We start from the raw sequence: 17968 nt of genomic DNA, 5'->3' as shown, positions 1-17968 counted from the left end.
TTTTGCGCCTCTCGTTCTAGTCCTTGCCCGGCCCCGGAAGCAACTCGCCGGTCCGGCCCATGACACGGTAAGTCAACAGGCCGATCCATTCGCGCATGGCGACGTCGGTCCTGCCGAGCCCCTCCTTGCCGATATGGGTGAACGCGAAGAGATCGTCACGCCCGCCCATTCGCCAGTCCACCGGATAGGCCTCGACGTCAAATCCGGCCTTGTGAAAGATCCCCATCGCGCGCGGCATGTGGAAAGCCGACGTCACCAGGAGCCAGCGCTCGCCCGGCTTCGGCGACACCAATTGCTTGGTGAAGACCGCATTCTCCCAGGTGTTGCGCGAGTCCCGCTCGACGATCAGGCGCTCCTTAGGGATCCCGAGGCTTTCCAGGATCGGCGCGGAGTAGTCGGCCTCCTTCGCATCGGTGGAGACGAGGTTCGCCGAGCCGCCGGTGAAGACGATGCGCGCATTCGGATAGCGGCGCGCGAGCTCGGCCGGTGCCAGCATGCGATCGGCTGCGGACGCGACCACCGGCGTGCGATGCGCGGCCGACAGATCGGTGTCGACGGAACCGCCGAGCACGATGATGCCGTCGGGCGCGCCGCGCGACGGGTCCCACTTCGGATAGCGCGACTCCAGCGGATAAAGCAGGAGGTTGCCCAGCGGCGAGAACGCGGCGAGCGCCAGCAGGACCAGCGTGGTCACCGCAAGCTTGCGGCCGAGCGCCGCAAAGCGCGTCAGCATCAGCACCAGCGACAGGATTCCGAGCTCGACCAGAAGATTGATCGGCAGCAGCGCCGTGCCGAGGGTCTTGGAAAGAACGAAATACAGGGGGAGCCTCGCTGGAATGATCGGGTCATGCGCGGGCTTGACCGGCCCGTCCATCTTAAATCTTCTTGAAAGAGGATCGATCGCCCGGTCAAGCCCGGGCACAGCAGTTCAAACCGAACGGACGGCCGCAAATGACCCATCATCACCTGCATTCAAGCCCCGAAACCTGCCATTGGGGCTTCTTCGAAGCCGCGCTCGAGCCCGTCCTCACGGTCAAGAGCGGCGACGAGGTGACGGTCGACACCATCAGCGGCAGCCCGGACGTGCTGCCCGACCGCGACAAATTTCACATTCCGCCGGAGATGCACGAGGTCCACGCGAAGAGTGAGCGCATGCTGCCCGGCCACATCCTCACCGGACCGATCGCGGTCGAGGGGGCCGAACCCGGCGACGTGCTCGCGGTCGAGATCCTCGACGTCCAGCTCCGGCAGGACTGGGGCTGGAATCTGATCAGGCCGCTGTCCGGCACCCTGCCCGACGATTTCCACGAGACGCGCATCCTCAACATCCCGCTGGATCGGACGCGAATGGTCGGCCGCATGCCCTGGGGCCTCGACCTGCCGCTGAAGCCGTTCTTCGGCGTGATGGGCGTTTCGCCGCCGCCGGCCTGGGGCCGTATCTCCTCGCTGGTCCCGCGCGCCATGGGCGGCAATCTCGACAACAAGGAGCTCGGCGCCGGTGCGACACTGTACCTGCCGGTGTTCGTCCCGGGGGCGCTGTTCTCCTGCGGCGACGGCCATGGCGTGCAGGGCGACGGCGAGGTATGCGTCACCGCGATCGAGACCGCGCTCCAGGGCCGCTTCCGCCTGACGCTGCGCAAGGACCTCAGGCTCGACTATCCCCGTGCCGAGACGCCGACGCACTACATGACCATGGCGATGGACCCCGATCTCGACCAGTGCGTGGTGCGCGCGCTGCGCGACATGATCGCGCTTCTCGGCGAGACGCGTAACCTGTCGCGCGAGGACGCCTACACGCTGTGCAGCCTGGCGGCCGATCTACGGGTGACCCAGACCGTCAACGGCTCCAAGGGCATCCATTGCATGATCGAAAAGGCGATCGTGCACGGCTGAGCCGCCGGCGCCTTCCCTGACCCGTTGACGCCACGCCGCCGCCCGGTCTGCCGCGCGGCGCGCCGCGCCGTGCCCGATTTCTCAAGCGATTCCAATGAGCTGAAACGCCGATTCAGTCCGGATTTGACTTCCGGCCCCGAACCTAAATAGAGTCTTAATCGTTACTTTTATGTACCCGAGTAAGAGGCTAGCGTTCGGGCCATGGCCACCGAAAAAGCCGAGACTGACCGCATTCCCGTAACCTTGGCGCTCTCGACCATCACCTATCTGGAAAAACTGGTGAGACAGGGCACCCACGGCACCAGCGTTCCCGGCGTCGCACGGACATTGATCGAGGAAGGCATCCGTCTCGCCATCAAGGACGGGCTTTTGTCGATTCGCGACAATGGCAGGACGTGAGCGCGCGCCGGACGTGAGGCGGACGGATCTCGAGAGGCGGATGGCCGACATCTGCAACCTGGGACCGTTACAAATGCCTGTTCTCTCACCAACCTGGACTGACGAACGAATTGAACTTCTGAAGCAACATTTCGAGGCCGGCCTCTCCTGCCGCGAGATCGCCGCCGACATCGGCGTCAGCCGCAACGCGGTGATCGGCAAGCTGTCCCGGCTCAATCTGACGCGCAGCCGCGCGGTCGAAGACCGCAGGCTCGAGCGGAGCCTTGCGCCGCCGCGTACGAGGAGAGCCGTGCCGCGGCTGCAATACGAGATGCTCGCCACCATCTACGGCGAGACCGACGCGCCCGTGGTCGCCGGTCCAATCGACGACGCCAATCGCTGCTCGCTGCTGGAGCTGTCCGAGAACCGCTGCCGCTGGCCGATCTCGACGCCGGGTGAAGACGATTTCTGCTTCTGCGGCAATACTGCGCCCGACGGCCAGTCGTATTGCGCCGGCCACAGCCGCCTCGCCTACCGGCCGAACTCGCGCGCCCGCATGATCCGCGGCTGAGGCCGCACGTCCCAAAAACGAAAAACCTCCGGCGGGGCATCACCGGAGGTTTCTGGAGGCTTAGCGTGAAGCTAAGAGCCGCAACTTTCGTATTTGGCTGAAAGCTATATAGCTTAGTAACTCAGGTAAGTAAATAAGTTTGAGGCGATCGAATCGCATGGCTCGTCTTCGTCGCCTGCACAGGCTGCCGGATTTTCCGAAGGCCCAGCAGAAAGCCCCGGCGGTGTCCCGCCGGGGCTGCGTCAGATCCGAAAGCCCTGAAGCTTACCAGTTGCGCTGGGCGCGCAGCAGCAGGCTGTAGGTGTCCTGATCCTTCAGCTCATAGGTTGCCGCAGGCTTGGCAACGCCCGTGAGCGCCGGGGTCGTGATCACGCCCGAGTACTTCTGGTCGAGATGGCTGTAGGTGAAGTCAGCCGAGAAGGTCAGGTTCTTCACCGGCGTCCAGCGGGTGATGACGCCGACCTGGCCGATGTTGAAGTCCGGATTGCAGGTGCCGGTCAGGGTGGCGAACGCGGCGCTGCCGCAGATCAGGCCCTTGGCCGTGCCGCTGTAGTTGACCGCAGCCCACGCGCCGTAGAGCGCCGTGTTCCAGTACGGGCTCCAGTTGTGGGTGTAGGCACCACGGAAGCCGTAGGTCTTGGTCAGCTCGAGGCCGCCGCCCGGACCGAACACCGCGTCAGACACGCCGGCAAAGCCGATGCTCTGATACGCCGCGTTGGAGCTGCCGAACATCGAGTAGCTGGTCGCGGCCAGCTCCTGGAAGTTGTAGCGGCTCGCACCGTCGGTATAGACGCCCGAGAGGTTGATCACGTCGCCGGCGCCGGTCGGGATGTTCTTGATCTGGAGAGCGAGCTGAACGGCCCAGCCCCACTTGTCTTCCGGATGGCCGGTGACTTCGCTCGCGCCGTAGTAGCCGACATGGTTGTCGTGCGCGGCGACCGACGCCTGGAACAGGCCCCAAGCCTGATCGACGCGGACCATGCCCACGAGGTCGGGAGCCCGGGTGCCGCCGAGATCGTTCGAGCCGTAGGCTCCGCCGAGGACGCCGGTCGTGGACATGCCGGCGGTGTTCCAGATGTTGGTCTGGAAGACCTGGGTCTGGTCCTGCGCCGAGAACGCGGCTGTCACACCCTGGCCGAAATCGGCCGTGTAGGTGAACTGGGTAACACCGTTGGTGGTGCCGCTACCGCCGACCAATTGGTCGAAGTTGTTGCCGGGATAGTTGATCCAGGGCGCGTCGAACTGCGACACCGCCTTACCCATCGTGAAGCCGGCGAACTGGATGAACGCGTAGTAGACGCCGAGGGCGCCGCCCGAGAGGTTGCCGTCGGTGCCGTTGACGTTGCCGCCGCCCGAGCCCGTGAGACCGGTCCCCGCGGCATTGAGGCCGATCGTGCCGCTGTACTGGGTCGCGCCCGTTCCCGAACCGGTGCCGCCATAGTTGCCGGTCGTCCAGGTGAAGACCGCATCGAAATAGGTGCGGACGACGCCGTATTCCGTTGCGGTGCGCGTGTCGATGTTGAGATCTTCACGAGCGCGCATCGAGTAGTAGTTGGTCAGCCGGTTGTTGGCCGCGAACACGCCGTTGTACTGGGCACTGTAGTTGCCGCCGGCATTGAGCGCCACTTCGGCACGCAGATAGCCGCCGAGCTTGATGCAGGTGTCGCTGCCCGGGATGTAGTAGAAGCCCGCGCCATAGAGCGTGCAGATCTTGACGTACTCGACCGCCTTGGCCTTGACCGGAAGATCGGCCGCCTGGGCTCCACCGACGGCGATCAGACCCGCCGCAGTGCCGAGCAAAAGGCTCTTCACCACTTTCATATAAAACCTCCAAGTTGCTCATTTTACGGAGACCGGACCGTGAGGCCCCCCAGATCCCCGTCTTTTCAAATCCGCTCGGCCGCTTTGCGCTTTCGGACACACCCGCATTCGACGCGAGGGACGTGAGCGAACCACCTGCAACGGGACGATCGAGTACCCCCCACCGTCGCGCACCACTATGCCTGCGCCATTACACTAATTAAAATAGTTTATTTGGTAAGCTTTGTAGTTTCACTAAACCTGTGCCCCGGGCGCCACACCCGGGCGGACCAAATATGCTGACCTGCTCATCTTTGTAATTTTAGTGACAAAATTACCCTGCTCTGCACTTGCGTCAGAGCAGGCTTGCGTGGACTATGGCCTTCCACGAACACTGGCCTGAAGAATCAGTTCACGGGAGTGACGCTGTGTCCGCGACGAGGAAAGAAGGAGCGCGCCTGCGCCCCATCGGCAACCTGGATCTCATCAGGCGCTTCACCTGGGAGATATCGTCGATCAACATGTATCTCGAGGAGCTGCGTCAGTTCTGGGCGAGGACGCTCGGCATCAGCGGCCCGCAATGGCTGATCCTGATGGCGATCTCCGACCTCGACAAGGACGACGGCGTACCGGTCAACGTGGTCTCCAAGCTGCTCCACGTCGATCCCTCGTTCGTCACCACCCAGTCCAAGCTGCTCGAGAAGAAGGGCCTGCTCCGCCGGCGGCCCTCGCCGACCGACGCCCGGGTCGTGCGGCTGTCACTGGTCGACAAGACCCAGAAGCACATTGCGAGCCTCAACGAGCAGTACAAGACGATTCGCGAGTTCGTCTTCCAGGAGTTCGACGAGAACGAGCTGACGGAATTCACCACCAAGCTCGCGACCCTGAAGAACCGGCTCGAAAAGGCCTGCGTCAGGATATCGCTCGACTTCTGAGACGCGAGGCCGCGCTCAGCTCCGCCGACCGGCGGCGCCGAGCCGCGATTCCAGCCAGTCGAAGATGTATTCGTTGGCGAGACTCGGATTGTCCGCATGGGCCTGCGCCGCGCCGGTCTCCGCCGCGGTGAACACCTTCAGCACGATATCGGAGCTGCCGAGCCGGGATTTCTGGACGATCTGACGCGCCCGGTCGGCCTTGAGCCAGCCATCCTCGCCGAGCGTGATCAGCACCGGACAGTCGGCGCTGGAGGCCATCAGCGGCGCATGCGGCACCGGGACGATGCTGAGGTCGCTCATCGCGAAGCGGCTGGCGAAGAACGATCGTTCGTGCAGATCCCACAGGCCGCCATCGCAGACGGCGGCGGCGAGCCGCGGCTCCTGCAACACCGCGCGCGCCACGAATGAGGATCCCCACCCGTCCGCCACGATGGCGACGCGATCGAAATCGACGTCGCCGCGCGTTTCCAGATAATCCATGACGCTCGCGATCGAGCTCTCGAGATCGCGGCGCTGCAGGAGCGTATCGGTATAATCGTCGCGCTGGTCGCCGAGAAGGTCCAGCGCGAGCATCGACAGTCCGCGCTCGCGCGCATGCGGTGCGAGCTTGAACAGGAATTCCTCCTTGCGGTGTCCCGGCTCGCCGATGCAGATCACGGTCGGCGCCCGTCCGCTCGCCGACGCCGCGGGCAGGAAGTAGCCCTGCAACGCATGATCGTCGACCCAGGGAATCGTCACGACCTCGCCGGCCGGTGCGCGCGCCGTGAGGTAGCGGCGGGCGCATTCCTGCATCGCCAGCACCGCAACCCAGCGCCGCTCATCGGCCTGATCGAGCGGCATTGCCGCTGCACCGTAGTAGTTCAACGCCCGCAGCCAGTTGCGCTGCGCGGTCGCCATGTGGCCCTCCGCGAACGCAGCCTCGGCGCGGTGCCGGTTGGCCTGCGCAAGCCGCTTCCACTCGCGGTGCCAGGATTGCTCGTCGCCCCGCTTGAGCTGCCGCGCGATCATCAGGCATTCCGCGATCGTGGCGCCGCCCTCCTGGGCTGCGGTCAGGAGCCGCGTGAATTCAGCGGAGATGTCCTCTCTCTCCGGGCAAAGGGACCAGTCGTCGGAGAGGCATGCGGGTATCATCGGAGCTACGCTCTATCATCGCGTTACCCCTGATTCACTAAACTATTTTGGTTCGCCAACCAAGCCGCCGTGCGCGCCATTACAGGTGTTTGAGATCACCATCGCTTGAACGATTATTGAACGATGCGCCGCGCCGCATGCGTGACATTCCAATTCGTCATGAGGCCGCGAATATTGGCAAGAGCTGGCACGTCAAATGACCTGCGCACCTCTTGCCATGATGATCATCATACCTATATCCGCGCCTCGCTGCTCACAACAGCGAGGTAGACTCAGCCGAGCCGCCAGCCGACCTCCTGCGTAAAGCTCTCGTAGAAGGCGCGGTCATAGGCCTGCTCGGGCGTCGCGCGCACGCGCTCGTCGAGGCGTTTGGCGTCCTCGCCCACGAGGATGCGCCAGCGCTCCGCCTTGACCCCGTCGAGGATGATCTTCGCGGCCTGCGCAGCCGTCGTCGGAGCATCCTCCAGGAAGCTGCGGGCGCGCTCGGCGAACGCCGCCTGGATGTCCTCGTCCGACATCTTGTCGGCATCCGGCACGCCGGCCGCGACCATGCGCTTGCGGGTCAGCGCGACCTCGTCGGCGTTGAGCCGCTCCGACCCGTCCGTGCTCTGCACCTTGCGCGAATTGGAGACGATCGAGGTGCCGATATGGCCGGGCATCACCACCGAGCATTTGACGTGCGGGGCATGCAGGCGGAGGTCGTTGATCAGCGCTTCGGTAAATCCCTTCACCGCAAACTTGGCGGAGCTGTAGGCGGTGTGCGCCTGTCCCATGCCGATCGAGGCCCAGAAGCCGTTGACGCTCGCGGTGTTGACGATGTGGGCCTCGTCCGCCGCCACCAGCATCGGCAGGAAGGTGCGCACGCCGAGATAGACCCCGCCCCAGCAGATGTTGAAGGTGCGCTCCCACTGCTCGCGCGTGTTGGTGAACAGGCTGCCTCCGCCGCCGATGCCGGCATTGTTGAACAGCAGATGAATCTTGTCGGTCTTCTGCTGCTCGGCGAGATCGTCGCGAAAGCGCTTCAGGTGATCCTCGATCGCGACATCGGCGACATGCGTCGTGATGCGCAGGCCCTGCGGCAGCTTCTCGACCTCGCAGAGCCGCTTGGTCTCGGCCATTGCGGCCTCCGAGACGTCGCACATTGCGACATTGCAGCCTTCGGCCACGAGCTGTCGCGCGAGCTCGCGTCCCATTCCCGTGCCGCCGCCGGTGATGACCGCGATCTTTCCTGCAAAATCCTTCATGGGACTTTCGGCCCCTCCCTTGTCGGTATGTTTCTTCAGAGCATGATCCGGCCCCGGAGGGCCGCGTTAGCGCAAAGTGTGAAGCGGTTCTCCGAAGAGATCATGCTCAAACAATAACCTAAAGCGCGATGACGATTCATCCCAATCTCATCGCGCTTTAGCGCCGCTCATCGCAGCGCGCGCAAAATGTAGCAGCGCCGCATCCGCAGGTAAGAGCGGATCGCCGCTGCCATCTTCGCCATCGTTATTTCGGCGGACGGACTATTCGGCCGCTTCGACGCGCGGCCCGCTCAACGCATCGAGCGCCTCCTCGTCCGGCTCGAACAAATAGTGCACCGGCGTGACCTGGAGCGCGGCGACATTCATGTCGCGAACCAGCTTGCCGCGGCGGATCACATCGCGCGTGGAGTCCACGATGATGCCGGCGATCACGGGAATGCGCCCCTTCCCGCCTCGACCGTCGCGGCCGTCAGGTCGCGATATTCCTCGTGATCGAGCGTGCGCCCCTCGCCGGTCGAACCGCCGGCGGCGACGCCGTGTGCGCCGGCGCCGATCATCCAGTCGACCTGGGGCGCCACGAGCCCAAAGTCGATCTCGCCGTCTTTCCGGAACGGCGTCGTCATCGGCGGGATCACGCCGGTCGGACGTACCTTCATGTTCTGCCCTCGCGTTTCCATAACCCTTGTGGCGGTCCCGCCCTTTTGACGAGTATCCGCCCGCTTCGAAGCCTATTGGCTGTGCAAGCCCTGTGAAGGGCCGCCCGCGCGGCGCAGTCCCGCAGAATCCAACATTCCTGTGATCACCCCCTCCGGTTCCCGTATTTGTCCGGCTTCGGGTTAGGGGCAATTTTTTTACAATCCGAATCATCAAATGGGGGTGGACGCTGGGTCGAGTCGGCCAGGTCAGCGTGTTGTTTGTGTCACAGGCTCTGGCACTCCGCTTGCATCCTCTTCGTGGTCAGAAACTACCGATGAGGTGACAGGAATGTTCGTGACCGTCGTTGCCGTGCTCTGCCGGCTTGGTGCATCTGCCTCGGGCGCTTGCGTCGAGGAAATCGTGACCGACAGCAACATGACGCCCGAAATGTCGATGATGCAGTGTGCAATCGGCGCACAGGCACCCTTGGCGAAGTGGATGGGCGAGCATCCGATCTATCACGCCAACTGGCGCCTCGAGCGCTACAAATGCGTGCCGGGTCACTACGAGATCAAGGGCCACGCCTAAGGCCCCGCAAAACTACTGATATCAAGACGACTGAGGAAACGCCCCGGGGGCCGCCTTTCTCCTCTGCGCGGGCACCGCTGGCGCCAGACCCATCGCGGCGGCGCGCTTTGTGACTATCGTCACGCTCTTCCCTCAAGCAATCGCACGCAAGATGATCGCGCGCGCCTTTCGCCCCTCCGGCGTCGGCATCAGCGCATAATTGTGCGGCTGGTTGCGGAGCAGATGCAGCTCGACCGGCACACCAACCGCCCTCGCCCGCTCCGCAAGATCGACGCTGTCGGGGTAGAGCAGATCGCGAGTCCCTGCGAAGATCGTCATTGGCGGCAGCGAACGGAACGCGCCGTTGAGCGGGCTGACGAAGGGATGGCCGACATCGAGCTCGCCGGCATAGAGGCGCCCCGCCTCGAGTATCCCCGGAATGTCCTGCATCGGATCGCGCGCCGCGATCTCGACCTGCTCCGGACGGCTGACCGACGCATCCGCGGCGGGCGAGATCAGCACCATCAGGTTCGGCTGCCGATGTCCGCGATCACGCAGCCACTGGCAGGCGGCGAGCGCCAGGCCCGCGCCGGCCGAATTGCCGACCACCGTGACCTTTGCAGGCCCGGCATCTTCCAGCAGCATCCGCAACAGCTCGGCCGTCGCCGGCACGACGTCCTTCGCGGTGACGCGCGGCGCGAGCGGATAGATCGGCACGACGCAAACGACGCGCGCCTCGCGCGTCATCTGACCAATGAGCCGCCAATGCGCCGGCACGATCTCGTTGATGAAGCCACCGCCATGCAGGAACATGACGTAGTTGCAGCCCTCATGGCCGGAAGACGGCGCGGTGTAATAGACCGGCCATCCGCCCATCCTGGTCAGCGTCACCTCGACACCGCGGCCGAGCCCCGTCGGCTCATGCGAGGCCGGCTGCAAGGCGCGCTTGTGCACATGCGCCTGCACCGCCTCGGCGGATGCGAGCTGCTTCTTGAACGGAAGCAGCCTGAGCAGCACGTTGAAGCAACGGCTCTGCAAGCTCGGCGCGGGATCACGCTGCGGCGGCGCATCTAGCGCGCGGCCGCCAGGGCAAAACTGCAACGCCGACACGATCTTCGCAACGCTCATTGGCCACCTCCCCTCCGGGCTCTCCCGACGCGGCGGCAAAGACGCTTGCCGACCCGTCGCCACTTGCGGATATAATGCGAGCATTCACTCGCTTTTCCTACTCGCATTCGGACCGCTGGCCCATGGCGCGCAAACCACCGACAAAACCCCGGAAAAACGCCTCCCAGAAGAGGTCCCGCGCCACCGTCGACGCACTGGTCGAGGCAACCGCTCGCATTCTGGTCCGCGAAGGTTTTGAGAAGGCGAGCACCAACCGGATCGCCGAAGTCGCCGGCGTCAGCGTCGGCTCGCTCTACCAGTATTTTCCGGGCAAGGAGGCCCTCGTCGCCGCCGTGATCGACCGCCACAACGAGGAGATCATGGGCATCGTCCGCTCAGCGCTGACCGAGGTCGCCGACATGCCGATCGAGAAGGCGGTGCGAAAACTCGTGAGCGTCGCGATCGAGGCCCACCGCATCGATCCGAAACTCCATCGGGTGCTCGCCGAGCAGATCCCGCGCACCGGCCAGCTCAAGGACGTCGAGGCCTTCAACCGCGAGGTCCACACCCTCGTCCGCGCCTATCTCGAAAGCCGCCGCAACGAGATGCGCAAGATCGACCCGGGCCTCGCCACCTTCATCTGCGTCAGCGCCATCGAGGCGGTCGCGCACAACACGGTGCTGAACCACGCCGAGATGCTGTCGGAGAAGACGGTGCGGACGCTGGTGGACGAGACGACGAGGATGGTGGTGGGGTATTTGAGGTAGGTGGAACGACGTCTGGAGAGTGGACGCCTACAAGAACGTTGGAAAGCTAGGACTGAGCATAGGAGAGAACTCCGCTCCAAACTTTCGCTCCGCGAAGCTTGGGGAACTAAAAAGGACGCGAAGACCGCCCTGTACCACTCTACCGCATCAACCGGCGGCAATGCGTCATCAGCCACTACCGGTCGCGCGCCTCAGTCGTCCCAGACGCGCTTGCCGCAGCCGCATTCGAACATGCGAGTGATGGCTCCGCTCTCAGAGTCCACCACCGCTCGGACAAGCTTCATTTTCTTGCCGCAGATGCGGCACGTTCTGGTTGAGTTGTCCTCGACAACGCAAATCTTCTCAGCACGGAATATTTCCATGAGTCGCGCCCCCCGTCTGAGGTGACCTGGTGGAGATTGCAAACTGACTGAAGCAGGGAAAGTAGAAGAACTGCGTAACGAGCCCCTGCGGGCAGTTTGCGACTGTCCAGGAAGCGAATCAAGACGCGCCGGCTATCCTGACGACCCCTTTTGGGTACCTCATCAGGATGGCCCGAGTGCCGGAACGGAGCGATCCGTTAATCCTCATCAGAGCTGGGTCTGATGTAATCCCTATGCAAAACGGTTGGTCGTTGGGCACCATCGAACAGAACGGTGATGCCGGTTGTACGTTGGCCTAGGGCGACAACGACGCCAACCTTGTCAGCCAGGTCTGGGCATCGAATTTTTCCGATTTCGCTGAGCTTAAAACGCGCGCCGACTTCAATCCTATTTGTTCTCAAATCCATGGTTGCGCCTCGCAAAGAGACCGATCGAAATGAAACAGAGTGGTGGCAAAGTTCCTCAAAAATACCGGTGACTATGGCGACTCATTGTTTCAAGAGTATTTCGTAATTCGAGAATTAGACAGCGTCGCAGACAGGTGCTTGGAGCAACAATTGGTACCCCCGTAAGGCCGCCTCGGTTGGCGGGAAGATTGAAAGCAACCTCGGCAAGCTCCCCGCCCCTGTCTGGTGGTCTAGGCCGTCGAGCGGGGAGCTGCCGCGCCAGCCCCGCACCAAAACAAGCTAAAAACGTGCCAGACGCAGAGCCCGCGTTTGCCGCGAGGAAGGTGGGCGTTGGCGCATTGGGCGCATTGCGATTGGTGTTCCGGGTCAGATCTGACGCGATGGGCCAAGAAGAGAGGTGCGGTCTAACCGCTCGTCGCCGCGCGATAGAAGGCTTCTACCTTCCTCAGGTCTTTTGAGTGAGTGCCCTCTCGATCCGTTCTTGTTTTCGAATCAACGCCGGCAGGTCGCACCGATCGAATAGCTTCCTTGACATTGTCTGGTCCGAGGCCACCAGCAAGTATGACCGGGGTGCGAACACTCTCCACTATCGTTCGACTGATGCTCCAGTCGTGCGTCACCCCTTGCGCGCCGATTTGCACATCACCTGTCCGATGACTGTCGAGCAGGATCCAATCGACAACCCCATCATATGCTTGCGCCACGCCTACTGCCTCAGGTCCCGTGACAGGTACGCTGCGCATGAATTTGGTCTTCGGCAGGGACTTTCGCAGCGCCACGACAAGATCAGGCGTAAGCAACTCGCTGGATGCGCCAAGATGAACAATGGGCGGATCAAGCTCTCTCGCCATCCGTTCGATAAGAGCGACATCCGCCGAAAGGAACAGCGCGGAAACTACGGACGGCGCCCGCACCATCTTCATAACCGCTAACGCCTTCTGAACCGGAAGCTCCCGGGGGAAGGCTCCATCGCCGACGAGCACGCCGACATGATCCACGCCGATTGCCGATATCGCCTCGGCTTCCGCAGGTGTCGCGACTTCGTAAATTTGCGTCAGCATTGTCTTACACACTGCCACCACTCGGTTGAGTAGACAGGATGGGCTGGTCCTGGGTCAACGGCCGTTTTGGGGCAATCGCGTCGGTCGGGCGCTCGGCTAACCGCTTCCGATCGAGGTCGTCGTTGCTGGCGACGCGCTCCCTGGCGCGAAAAGAATAGGCCGGGCGGCGGGCGCGGTGTCAGCGAGTGCCGACGGGATCCCTGCAAGCAACGATGTCGCGGGGAGATTTTCGATCCGCTACCTCCGGCGGAGAGAATACTGCCAGGTATCCTCCGTCCCCTGCGAGCTTGTATGTGGCGACCTCGCGATAGCCGACGGCGGTCAATTCGCAGCGCAGGAGCTCAATTGGCGTGCCATGCTTCGACGTCGGAAGCTCAAGGTCGACAATTCCGACCCGTGCGCCCTGCTTCAAGGCGGGCGCGAGATTGTAGAGGAAGGCATAGGGTTGGGCTATCTCGTGATACATGTGCACGAGGATTGCGGCATCCAGCGAGGAAGCGGGCAGACGCGGGTCGTGTGTTTCGCCGAGCGCGAATTGCACGTTCGTCAACTTCAGGAGTTTTGTTCGCCTGGCGAGTTCTATGAGGTAATCCCGCGTGACGTCCTGGGCAACGACTGAGCCGGCGGGTGCGACGAGGTACGAGAGTCTGACCGTGTGGTAGCCACTGCCCGCACCAATGTCGCCGACTGTCATGCCAGGTTTCAGTTCAAGAGCACGTGCGATCTGGCCGGCCTCATTGAGAGCGTCGCGGTGCTCTTCGGCGGCGCGGCGTGGGCTGACAATCCGTGCGACAGGGCGCTGCGGTGAGGGAAACTCGTTTGCAGCGACTCCGGGGGGAGCCAGATAACCTATGTCAGCCGCATATGCGTGAGTTGCAGCAAACGCCACAAGTAGCGTCGCTGCCGCTGTTGCGATGTTCCACACCCTACAGCACCTGGCTCACCAACCAGAGCGCGATCGAGCAGCAGAGCGCAATTCCAAGGTACGGCAATGCAATTGTCATCGGTTCCTCACTGACGAATTCCGATGCTGAAACGCTAGCGAGATTCGCATATTCGCAGCCGCGTGACTATCCCGTTCGCATGCACCGTGCGTTCGCGTTCTGCCTGGCCACCGCCGCCAAGGCGGTGCCTGATGGCCCCGACTGAATTCAAATATGACGCCTACCGCTCGCGCGTCGAGCGCAACGGCAAGACCGCCCGGCTATTCACCCGCAACGGCCACGACCGGACCACGCGCTTCTTCTGGATCGTCCAAGCCGCGTTGAAGAACCGCGAGCAGCAATTCGTCATCGACGGCGGGGCTGTGGTGCACGGCGTCGACGGCGTGTCCGACTCTAACGCCCTGCACTCGCGACGGCACGACAACGAGGTGCAGCTCTACGCATTCGGCGTTCTCGCGCTCGGCGGCGAATATCTGCGCCAGCTGCCGCCGAGTCTGCGCAAGGCAATGTGGTCTCACATATTCCACGGGCCCGGATACTCTTGGCACTCTCGACATCATACGCACGCTAACGTGCGTTTAGTTCCACTCAACCATCTGTAAACGTTGAGAATTTCGGCCAACCTTTGGCAACGAGTGTGGCACGCGGGCTACAGCAATTATCAACCATCGACTTACTCTTTGTCAGGCAGGTGGGCGAACGCGCCAATTCATTGAACTCGTTACTCTGGGGAGATACTCGCATGAAGAAGGTTCTTGCGGCTGCGGCCGGAACATTGGCACTCGCTCTGGCGGCTCCCGCCGGTGCGGCGGATCTGGCCGCCCGGCCGTACACCAAGGCCCCGGCGCCGATGGTCGCCGCCATCTACGACTGGAGCGGCTTCTACATTGGTATCAACGGTGGCGGCGGCTCCGCGCACAACTGCTGGGACTTTGTCACGCCAGTTACCGGCACCCTCGTCGGTGAAGGCTGTCACAACGCGACTGGCGGCACGGTCGGTGGTCAGGTCGGCTATCGCTGGCAGTCAGCAAGTTGGGTGTTCGGTCTTGAAGGCCAAGGCAACTGGGCCGACTTCTCCGGCGACAACATCAGCCTCCTGTTCCCGGGTAGCGCTCTGGTCACGGGCGACCGCAATCGGTCACGGATCGATTCCTTCGGTCTCATCACGGGTCAGGTGGGCTACGCCTGGAACAGCGTTCTGCTCTACGTGAAGGGTGGCGCGGCTGTGGTCGGCGATAAGTTTGACATCTACGCTGCTCCCGGCACTCCCGGTGCTGGCACATTGCTAGCCTCAGGTCGCGACACGCGCTGGGGGGCCACAGTTGGCGCCGGCCTTGAGTTTGGCTTTGCGCCGAACTGGTCGGTCGGTGTTGAGTACGATCACATCTTCCTCGGCCATCAGACGAGAGACCTCACGGTCCCTGGGACCGGGTTGTTATTTCAGACTAATCGCATCAGCCAAGATGTCGATATGGGTCTCGTGCGCCTGAACTATCGGTTCGGCGGCCCTCTCGTCGCGAGGTACTGATTAGCATTATGCAAACGAACAAGGCCGGCTCTTTGAGCCGGCCTTGTGCGTTGGGAGGCTCGAGTGACGAAGACCTACCGACCAGTCACACCTTCGCAGCTCGCCGATGAGCTGAACCAAGCATTCGCCTCGGCCGAACCTCACACAATCTCCAGGGCGATCGGACAGGCCCTCAAAGATTTCAACATTTCAGAAATCTCGAAAAAGGCCGAGCTGCAGCGTACGAGCATTTATCGTGCTTTCGGCAACGAACAGCTTCCGAATTTTTCTACCGTCCTGGGGGTAGTCACGGCTGGCTTGCAGCTGAAGGTAGCCCCCAAACGCGGCGGGCATGCGAGCTTCTGATCCGCCAGATACGCCTCCGAGCTTTTTTTGTGCCTATACGTGGCGATGCAGTCCCCAAAACGCGATCAGCAGGAGAGCTGCGGCCCCAATTCCCAGCAATAGGAGAATGGCTTCCAGCATGACGAATCAAACTCCGCCCGCCCCTTTGGAACGATACACCTTGCCGGGTTTAGTCACCAAGGCCCGCCAGCGTGAACCGGCGGGCCTCCTGTTGAATTCGGCGACCTCCGAGATCATCGGGAACATGATGCGCAGCGCGCGGTCATTGCGCGACGATGGAGAGGCCGGCGTTCCTGGGGCAGCGCCTTGTCGCCGCCGAGGATCAGAACGACAAGCTTTGCCGCAGCGGGTACGGCTTGTAGTTATCGTCCCGGCAGAGCCGTGAGCTCTCGGGGCGGCTTGATGCGCCAGAACGGATATGCCGCCAGTTCTTTCGAATGCTGCGCGAACATATCGACCCGTCTGCTTGTAAATTCCGTGATGACGCCGAAAAATTCAGTTGGTGACCTGATCGTCGCAAGTCTCAGGCCGAATTCAAAAGCAAATTGCGCGTTGGCCCCGGCTATCTCAAGAAGCTTCGCTTGATACGCCTGTATGTTTGCCGTCGCTAAAGCAAAGCCTTTCGTTGGATCGCTATCCGTCATTCTCTGACTGAGGTCACCTGGTAAGGTATCCATCCGAGGCTCAATGATAGAAACCCCGTGTTTAGGATCATCATGAAGCTCGGGAGGCGGTTCGACCGAGACTGCCGCAGCAGAGTGAAGTAAATTCTCTTTCGGGCTTCTAACAATGGCCTGCTTGTTCCGTTGGGCCCGCGCGGCCATTTTCGGATTGCGGGCGCGCTTTGGCGCTGTCGCCGGTTTGCGTTTGCTCATCTGACGCTCCACGAAAATGGGGGTGCGACCAAAACGGTCATTTCTGAAAGGACAACAGGCTTTGTGACGTAGCGTTCCAAACCCGTGCATCGTTGGAGTCCCGCATCAATCGCACGTTCTACGAGGTCGACGATGATTTTGGGTAGCAACTCCAACCAACAAACGTCTAACTGGCGATCTTCCTGACCCATGCTCAACGGCGTCAGTCTGAGAACAAGCCAGACTATCCACCGAGCGAATGCTCGAGGAAGAAGCGCAGCATTTCCCTCGTCGCATCCGGTCCTTGCGGATCAGTGTAGGACCCGGCGGGGCTGCCGCCTGACCACGCGTGTCCGGCGCCGTCGATGTTCCAGTGTTCGGATATCGCCCGACCGGCCCCGTCAATCAGGACGGTGCGAGTATAGGCATGGCCGTGGGGTACGCGTCCGCGAAGTACCTTCGTCGTCGGTCTCGTTGCCCCGGCGGACTGCTCGATAATCTGATCGCCATTCTTTGGATGCACCGTAGTGTCACGATCGCCATGGAAAACGATGGTCGGCACAGAAGTTATGCCGTCCGCAATTGCCCTGGAGCCGCCTCCCTGCCGCATGGCCACGAACGCGGAGGGGAGATCGCTCGCGGCTCCACACGCGAGGCCTGAATGAATACCGACGGCCGCGTACAGGTCGCTATACGTTGCGCCCATGATGGCGGCGGCGGCCCCGCCGGCCGACAGACCCGCGACGTATACGCGCTTCGGATCGATCACATGGTCGCGCATGATCTGGCGGGTAATGCCGGCGATCATCGAGGGCTCGCCCCCGCCGCGGCGCTGGTCGCCCGTGCGAAACCAGTTCCAGCACTTCGCCTGGTTGGCTCCGCTCGGCTGCTCAGGATAGACCACGAAGCAATTCTGCTCTTCCGCCAGGAAATTCATCCGGGTGCCGGCCGCGAAATCGTCCGGCGACTGGGTGCAGCCGTGAAGCATGACGATCAGGGGAAGCCGTTGTCCCTGACAGCGGCTTGGGATGAACAGCTTGTAGGTCCGGCTTCCCGCGGCGTTACTGAAGGTACCGGCGATAAACCGCCTGCCCTCGGGCACGATGTCCGATGGGGACAGAGGGGCGCGCTTGATCGGACTGCGCAGGCCGAGCCCGGAAAAATCCCGCATGCCGTCGAGCGGTAAGGAGTGTCTGCGTCCCTGAGCAGAGCGGGCCGGCGCAATCTGCGGAGCTTTCCGCTCCTCGACGACGTCGGCCGTGGCGTCGATGGTAAGCGGATCGAGCCGCGGGAGCCGAGCCTGAGAGGCGCTGCGAGACTCCGGTCTTGGAGCGCGACCGCCCTGGAGCATGCGCTGCAGCAGCGCGGTGGCCTTGACCAGTTGGCCGGCACGCGTGAGGCGGGTTGCTTCGCGGACTATGTCTTGATTCAGCATCGT

General features: G+C 62.6%; 19 protein-coding genes and 1 pseudogene. 10 read left to right on the top strand and 10 right to left on the bottom strand.

Annotated elements, in window-relative coordinates; translation table 11 throughout:
* Positions 1 to 16: 16 nt before the first annotated feature.
* Positions 17 to 820 carry a YdcF family protein gene (locus ACVWW6_RS26110; RefSeq protein ID WP_210268995.1) on the bottom strand — a complete coding sequence of 268 codons (804 nt, stop codon included), beginning with the start codon at positions 818 to 820 and terminating at the stop codon, positions 17 to 19.
* Positions 821 to 951: 131 nt separating this feature from the next.
* On the opposite strand from ACVWW6_RS26110, the gene ACVWW6_RS26105 reads away from it, so the two are divergent.
* The 3 genes from ACVWW6_RS26105 to ACVWW6_RS26095 all read left to right on the top strand — a co-directional run bounded on the left by ACVWW6_RS26105 (position 952) and on the right by ACVWW6_RS26095 (position 2842).
* On the top strand, positions 952 to 1893 hold the full coding sequence (locus ACVWW6_RS26105; RefSeq protein WP_011087744.1) for an acetamidase/formamidase family protein: 942 nt from the start codon (positions 952 to 954) through the stop codon (positions 1891 to 1893).
* Between the two features lie 201 nt (positions 1894 to 2094).
* On the top strand, positions 2095 to 2292 hold the full coding sequence (locus ACVWW6_RS26100) for a hypothetical protein (RefSeq protein WP_007603456.1): 198 nt from the start codon (positions 2095 to 2097) through the stop codon (positions 2290 to 2292).
* A gap of 73 nt (positions 2293 to 2365) precedes the next feature.
* On the top strand, positions 2366 to 2842 hold the full coding sequence (locus tag ACVWW6_RS26095; protein ID WP_456681587.1) for a GcrA family cell cycle regulator: 477 nt from the start codon (positions 2366 to 2368) through the stop codon (positions 2840 to 2842).
* 264 nt (positions 2843 to 3106) lie between these two features.
* Here ACVWW6_RS26095 and ACVWW6_RS26090 read toward each other — a convergent pair whose 3' ends face one another.
* On the bottom strand, positions 3107 to 4663 hold the full coding sequence (locus ACVWW6_RS26090) for a porin (protein WP_011087746.1): 1557 nt from the start codon (positions 4661 to 4663) through the stop codon (positions 3107 to 3109).
* 407 nt (positions 4664 to 5070) lie between these two features.
* Here ACVWW6_RS26090 and ACVWW6_RS26085 point away from each other — a divergent pair, with 407 nt between their 5' ends.
* The gene (locus ACVWW6_RS26085) at positions 5071 to 5577 is read left to right on the top strand and encodes a MarR family winged helix-turn-helix transcriptional regulator (protein WP_028171658.1); all 507 of its coding nucleotides are present in this window, start codon (positions 5071 to 5073) and stop codon (positions 5575 to 5577) included.
* Between the two features lie 15 nt (positions 5578 to 5592).
* On the opposite strand, the gene ACVWW6_RS26080 is transcribed toward ACVWW6_RS26085, so the two are convergent.
* The 3 genes and pseudogenes from ACVWW6_RS26080 to ACVWW6_RS26070 form a co-directional block, all read right to left on the bottom strand.
* Positions 5593 to 6708: an alpha/beta hydrolase family protein gene (locus ACVWW6_RS26080; protein ID WP_028171657.1), complete on the bottom strand. Its 1116-nt coding sequence runs from the start codon at positions 6706 to 6708 to the stop codon at positions 5593 to 5595.
* Positions 6709 to 6980: 272 nt separating this feature from the next.
* On the bottom strand, positions 6981 to 7952 hold the full coding sequence (locus tag ACVWW6_RS26075) for an SDR family NAD(P)-dependent oxidoreductase (protein WP_182871846.1): 972 nt from the start codon (positions 7950 to 7952) through the stop codon (positions 6981 to 6983).
* Between the two features lie 294 nt (positions 7953 to 8246).
* A pseudogene (locus ACVWW6_RS26070) lies at positions 8247 to 8608 on the bottom strand (dihydrodipicolinate synthase family protein); the annotation flags it as partial.
* A gap of 328 nt (positions 8609 to 8936) precedes the next feature.
* On the opposite strand from ACVWW6_RS26070, the gene ACVWW6_RS26065 reads away from it, so the two are divergent.
* On the top strand, positions 8937 to 9176 hold the full coding sequence (locus tag ACVWW6_RS26065) for a hypothetical protein (protein ID WP_027547402.1): 240 nt from the start codon (positions 8937 to 8939) through the stop codon (positions 9174 to 9176).
* Between the two features lie 132 nt (positions 9177 to 9308).
* Here the strand turns inward: ACVWW6_RS26065 and ACVWW6_RS26060 are convergent, their stop codons facing one another.
* Entirely contained in the window at positions 9309 to 10283 is a 975-nt protein-coding gene (locus ACVWW6_RS26060; protein ID WP_182871847.1) for an alpha/beta fold hydrolase, read from the bottom strand.
* 122 nt (positions 10284 to 10405) lie between these two features.
* On the opposite strand from ACVWW6_RS26060, the gene ACVWW6_RS26055 reads away from it, so the two are divergent.
* Positions 10406 to 11029, top strand: a complete 624-nt coding sequence (locus ACVWW6_RS26055) for a TetR/AcrR family transcriptional regulator (RefSeq protein WP_182871848.1) — start codon at positions 10406 to 10408, stop codon at positions 11027 to 11029.
* Positions 11030 to 12202: 1173 nt separating this feature from the next.
* Here the strand turns inward: ACVWW6_RS26055 and ACVWW6_RS26050 are convergent.
* The gene (locus ACVWW6_RS26050) at positions 12203 to 12859 is read right to left on the bottom strand and encodes a phosphoribosylanthranilate isomerase (RefSeq protein ID WP_244651751.1); all 657 of its coding nucleotides are present in this window, start codon (positions 12857 to 12859) and stop codon (positions 12203 to 12205) included.
* Positions 12860 to 13037: 178 nt separating this feature from the next.
* Positions 13038 to 13784, bottom strand: coding sequence for a class I SAM-dependent methyltransferase (locus ACVWW6_RS26045; RefSeq protein ID WP_182871850.1), 747 nt, complete (start codon positions 13782 to 13784; stop codon positions 13038 to 13040).
* On the opposite strand from ACVWW6_RS26045, the gene ACVWW6_RS26040 reads away from it, so the two are divergent.
* From ACVWW6_RS26040 to ACVWW6_RS26025, 4 genes are all read left to right on the top strand, one after another.
* Positions 13724 to 14008, top strand: a complete 285-nt coding sequence (locus ACVWW6_RS26040; RefSeq protein ID WP_244651753.1) for a hypothetical protein — start codon at positions 13724 to 13726, stop codon at positions 14006 to 14008. The genes ACVWW6_RS26045 and ACVWW6_RS26040 overlap by 61 nt on opposite strands.
* Positions 13995 to 14405: an ATP-dependent DNA ligase gene (locus ACVWW6_RS26035; RefSeq protein ID WP_244651755.1), complete on the top strand. Its 411-nt coding sequence runs from the start codon at positions 13995 to 13997 to the stop codon at positions 14403 to 14405. Before ACVWW6_RS26040 ends, ACVWW6_RS26035 begins: the two co-directional genes overlap by 14 nt.
* Before the next feature lie 140 nt (positions 14406 to 14545).
* Positions 14546 to 15331 carry an outer membrane protein gene (locus tag ACVWW6_RS26030; protein WP_370204444.1) on the top strand — a complete coding sequence of 262 codons (786 nt, stop codon included), beginning with the start codon at positions 14546 to 14548 and terminating at the stop codon, positions 15329 to 15331.
* Between the two features lie 63 nt (positions 15332 to 15394).
* Entirely contained in the window at positions 15395 to 15676 is a 282-nt protein-coding gene (locus ACVWW6_RS26025) for an addiction module antidote protein (RefSeq protein WP_456681586.1), read from the top strand.
* A gap of 362 nt (positions 15677 to 16038) precedes the next feature.
* Here the strand turns inward: ACVWW6_RS26025 and ACVWW6_RS26020 are convergent, their stop codons facing one another.
* Both ACVWW6_RS26020 and ACVWW6_RS26015 read right to left on the bottom strand, forming a co-directional pair.
* On the bottom strand, positions 16039 to 16551 hold the full coding sequence (locus tag ACVWW6_RS26020; RefSeq protein ID WP_182871853.1) for a phasin family protein: 513 nt from the start codon (positions 16549 to 16551) through the stop codon (positions 16039 to 16041).
* A gap of 223 nt (positions 16552 to 16774) precedes the next feature.
* A complete protein-coding gene (locus tag ACVWW6_RS26015; RefSeq protein WP_182871854.1) occupies positions 16775 to 17965 on the bottom strand; it encodes an extracellular catalytic domain type 1 short-chain-length polyhydroxyalkanoate depolymerase in 1191 nt (396 codons plus the stop codon).
* Between the last annotated feature and the right edge of the window lie 3 nt (positions 17966 to 17968).

Source organism: Bradyrhizobium sp. USDA 3311 (assembly GCF_054062495.1).
The sequence above is the reverse complement of the archived record's forward strand: the minus strand, read 5'-3'. Positions and strand labels throughout refer to the sequence as shown.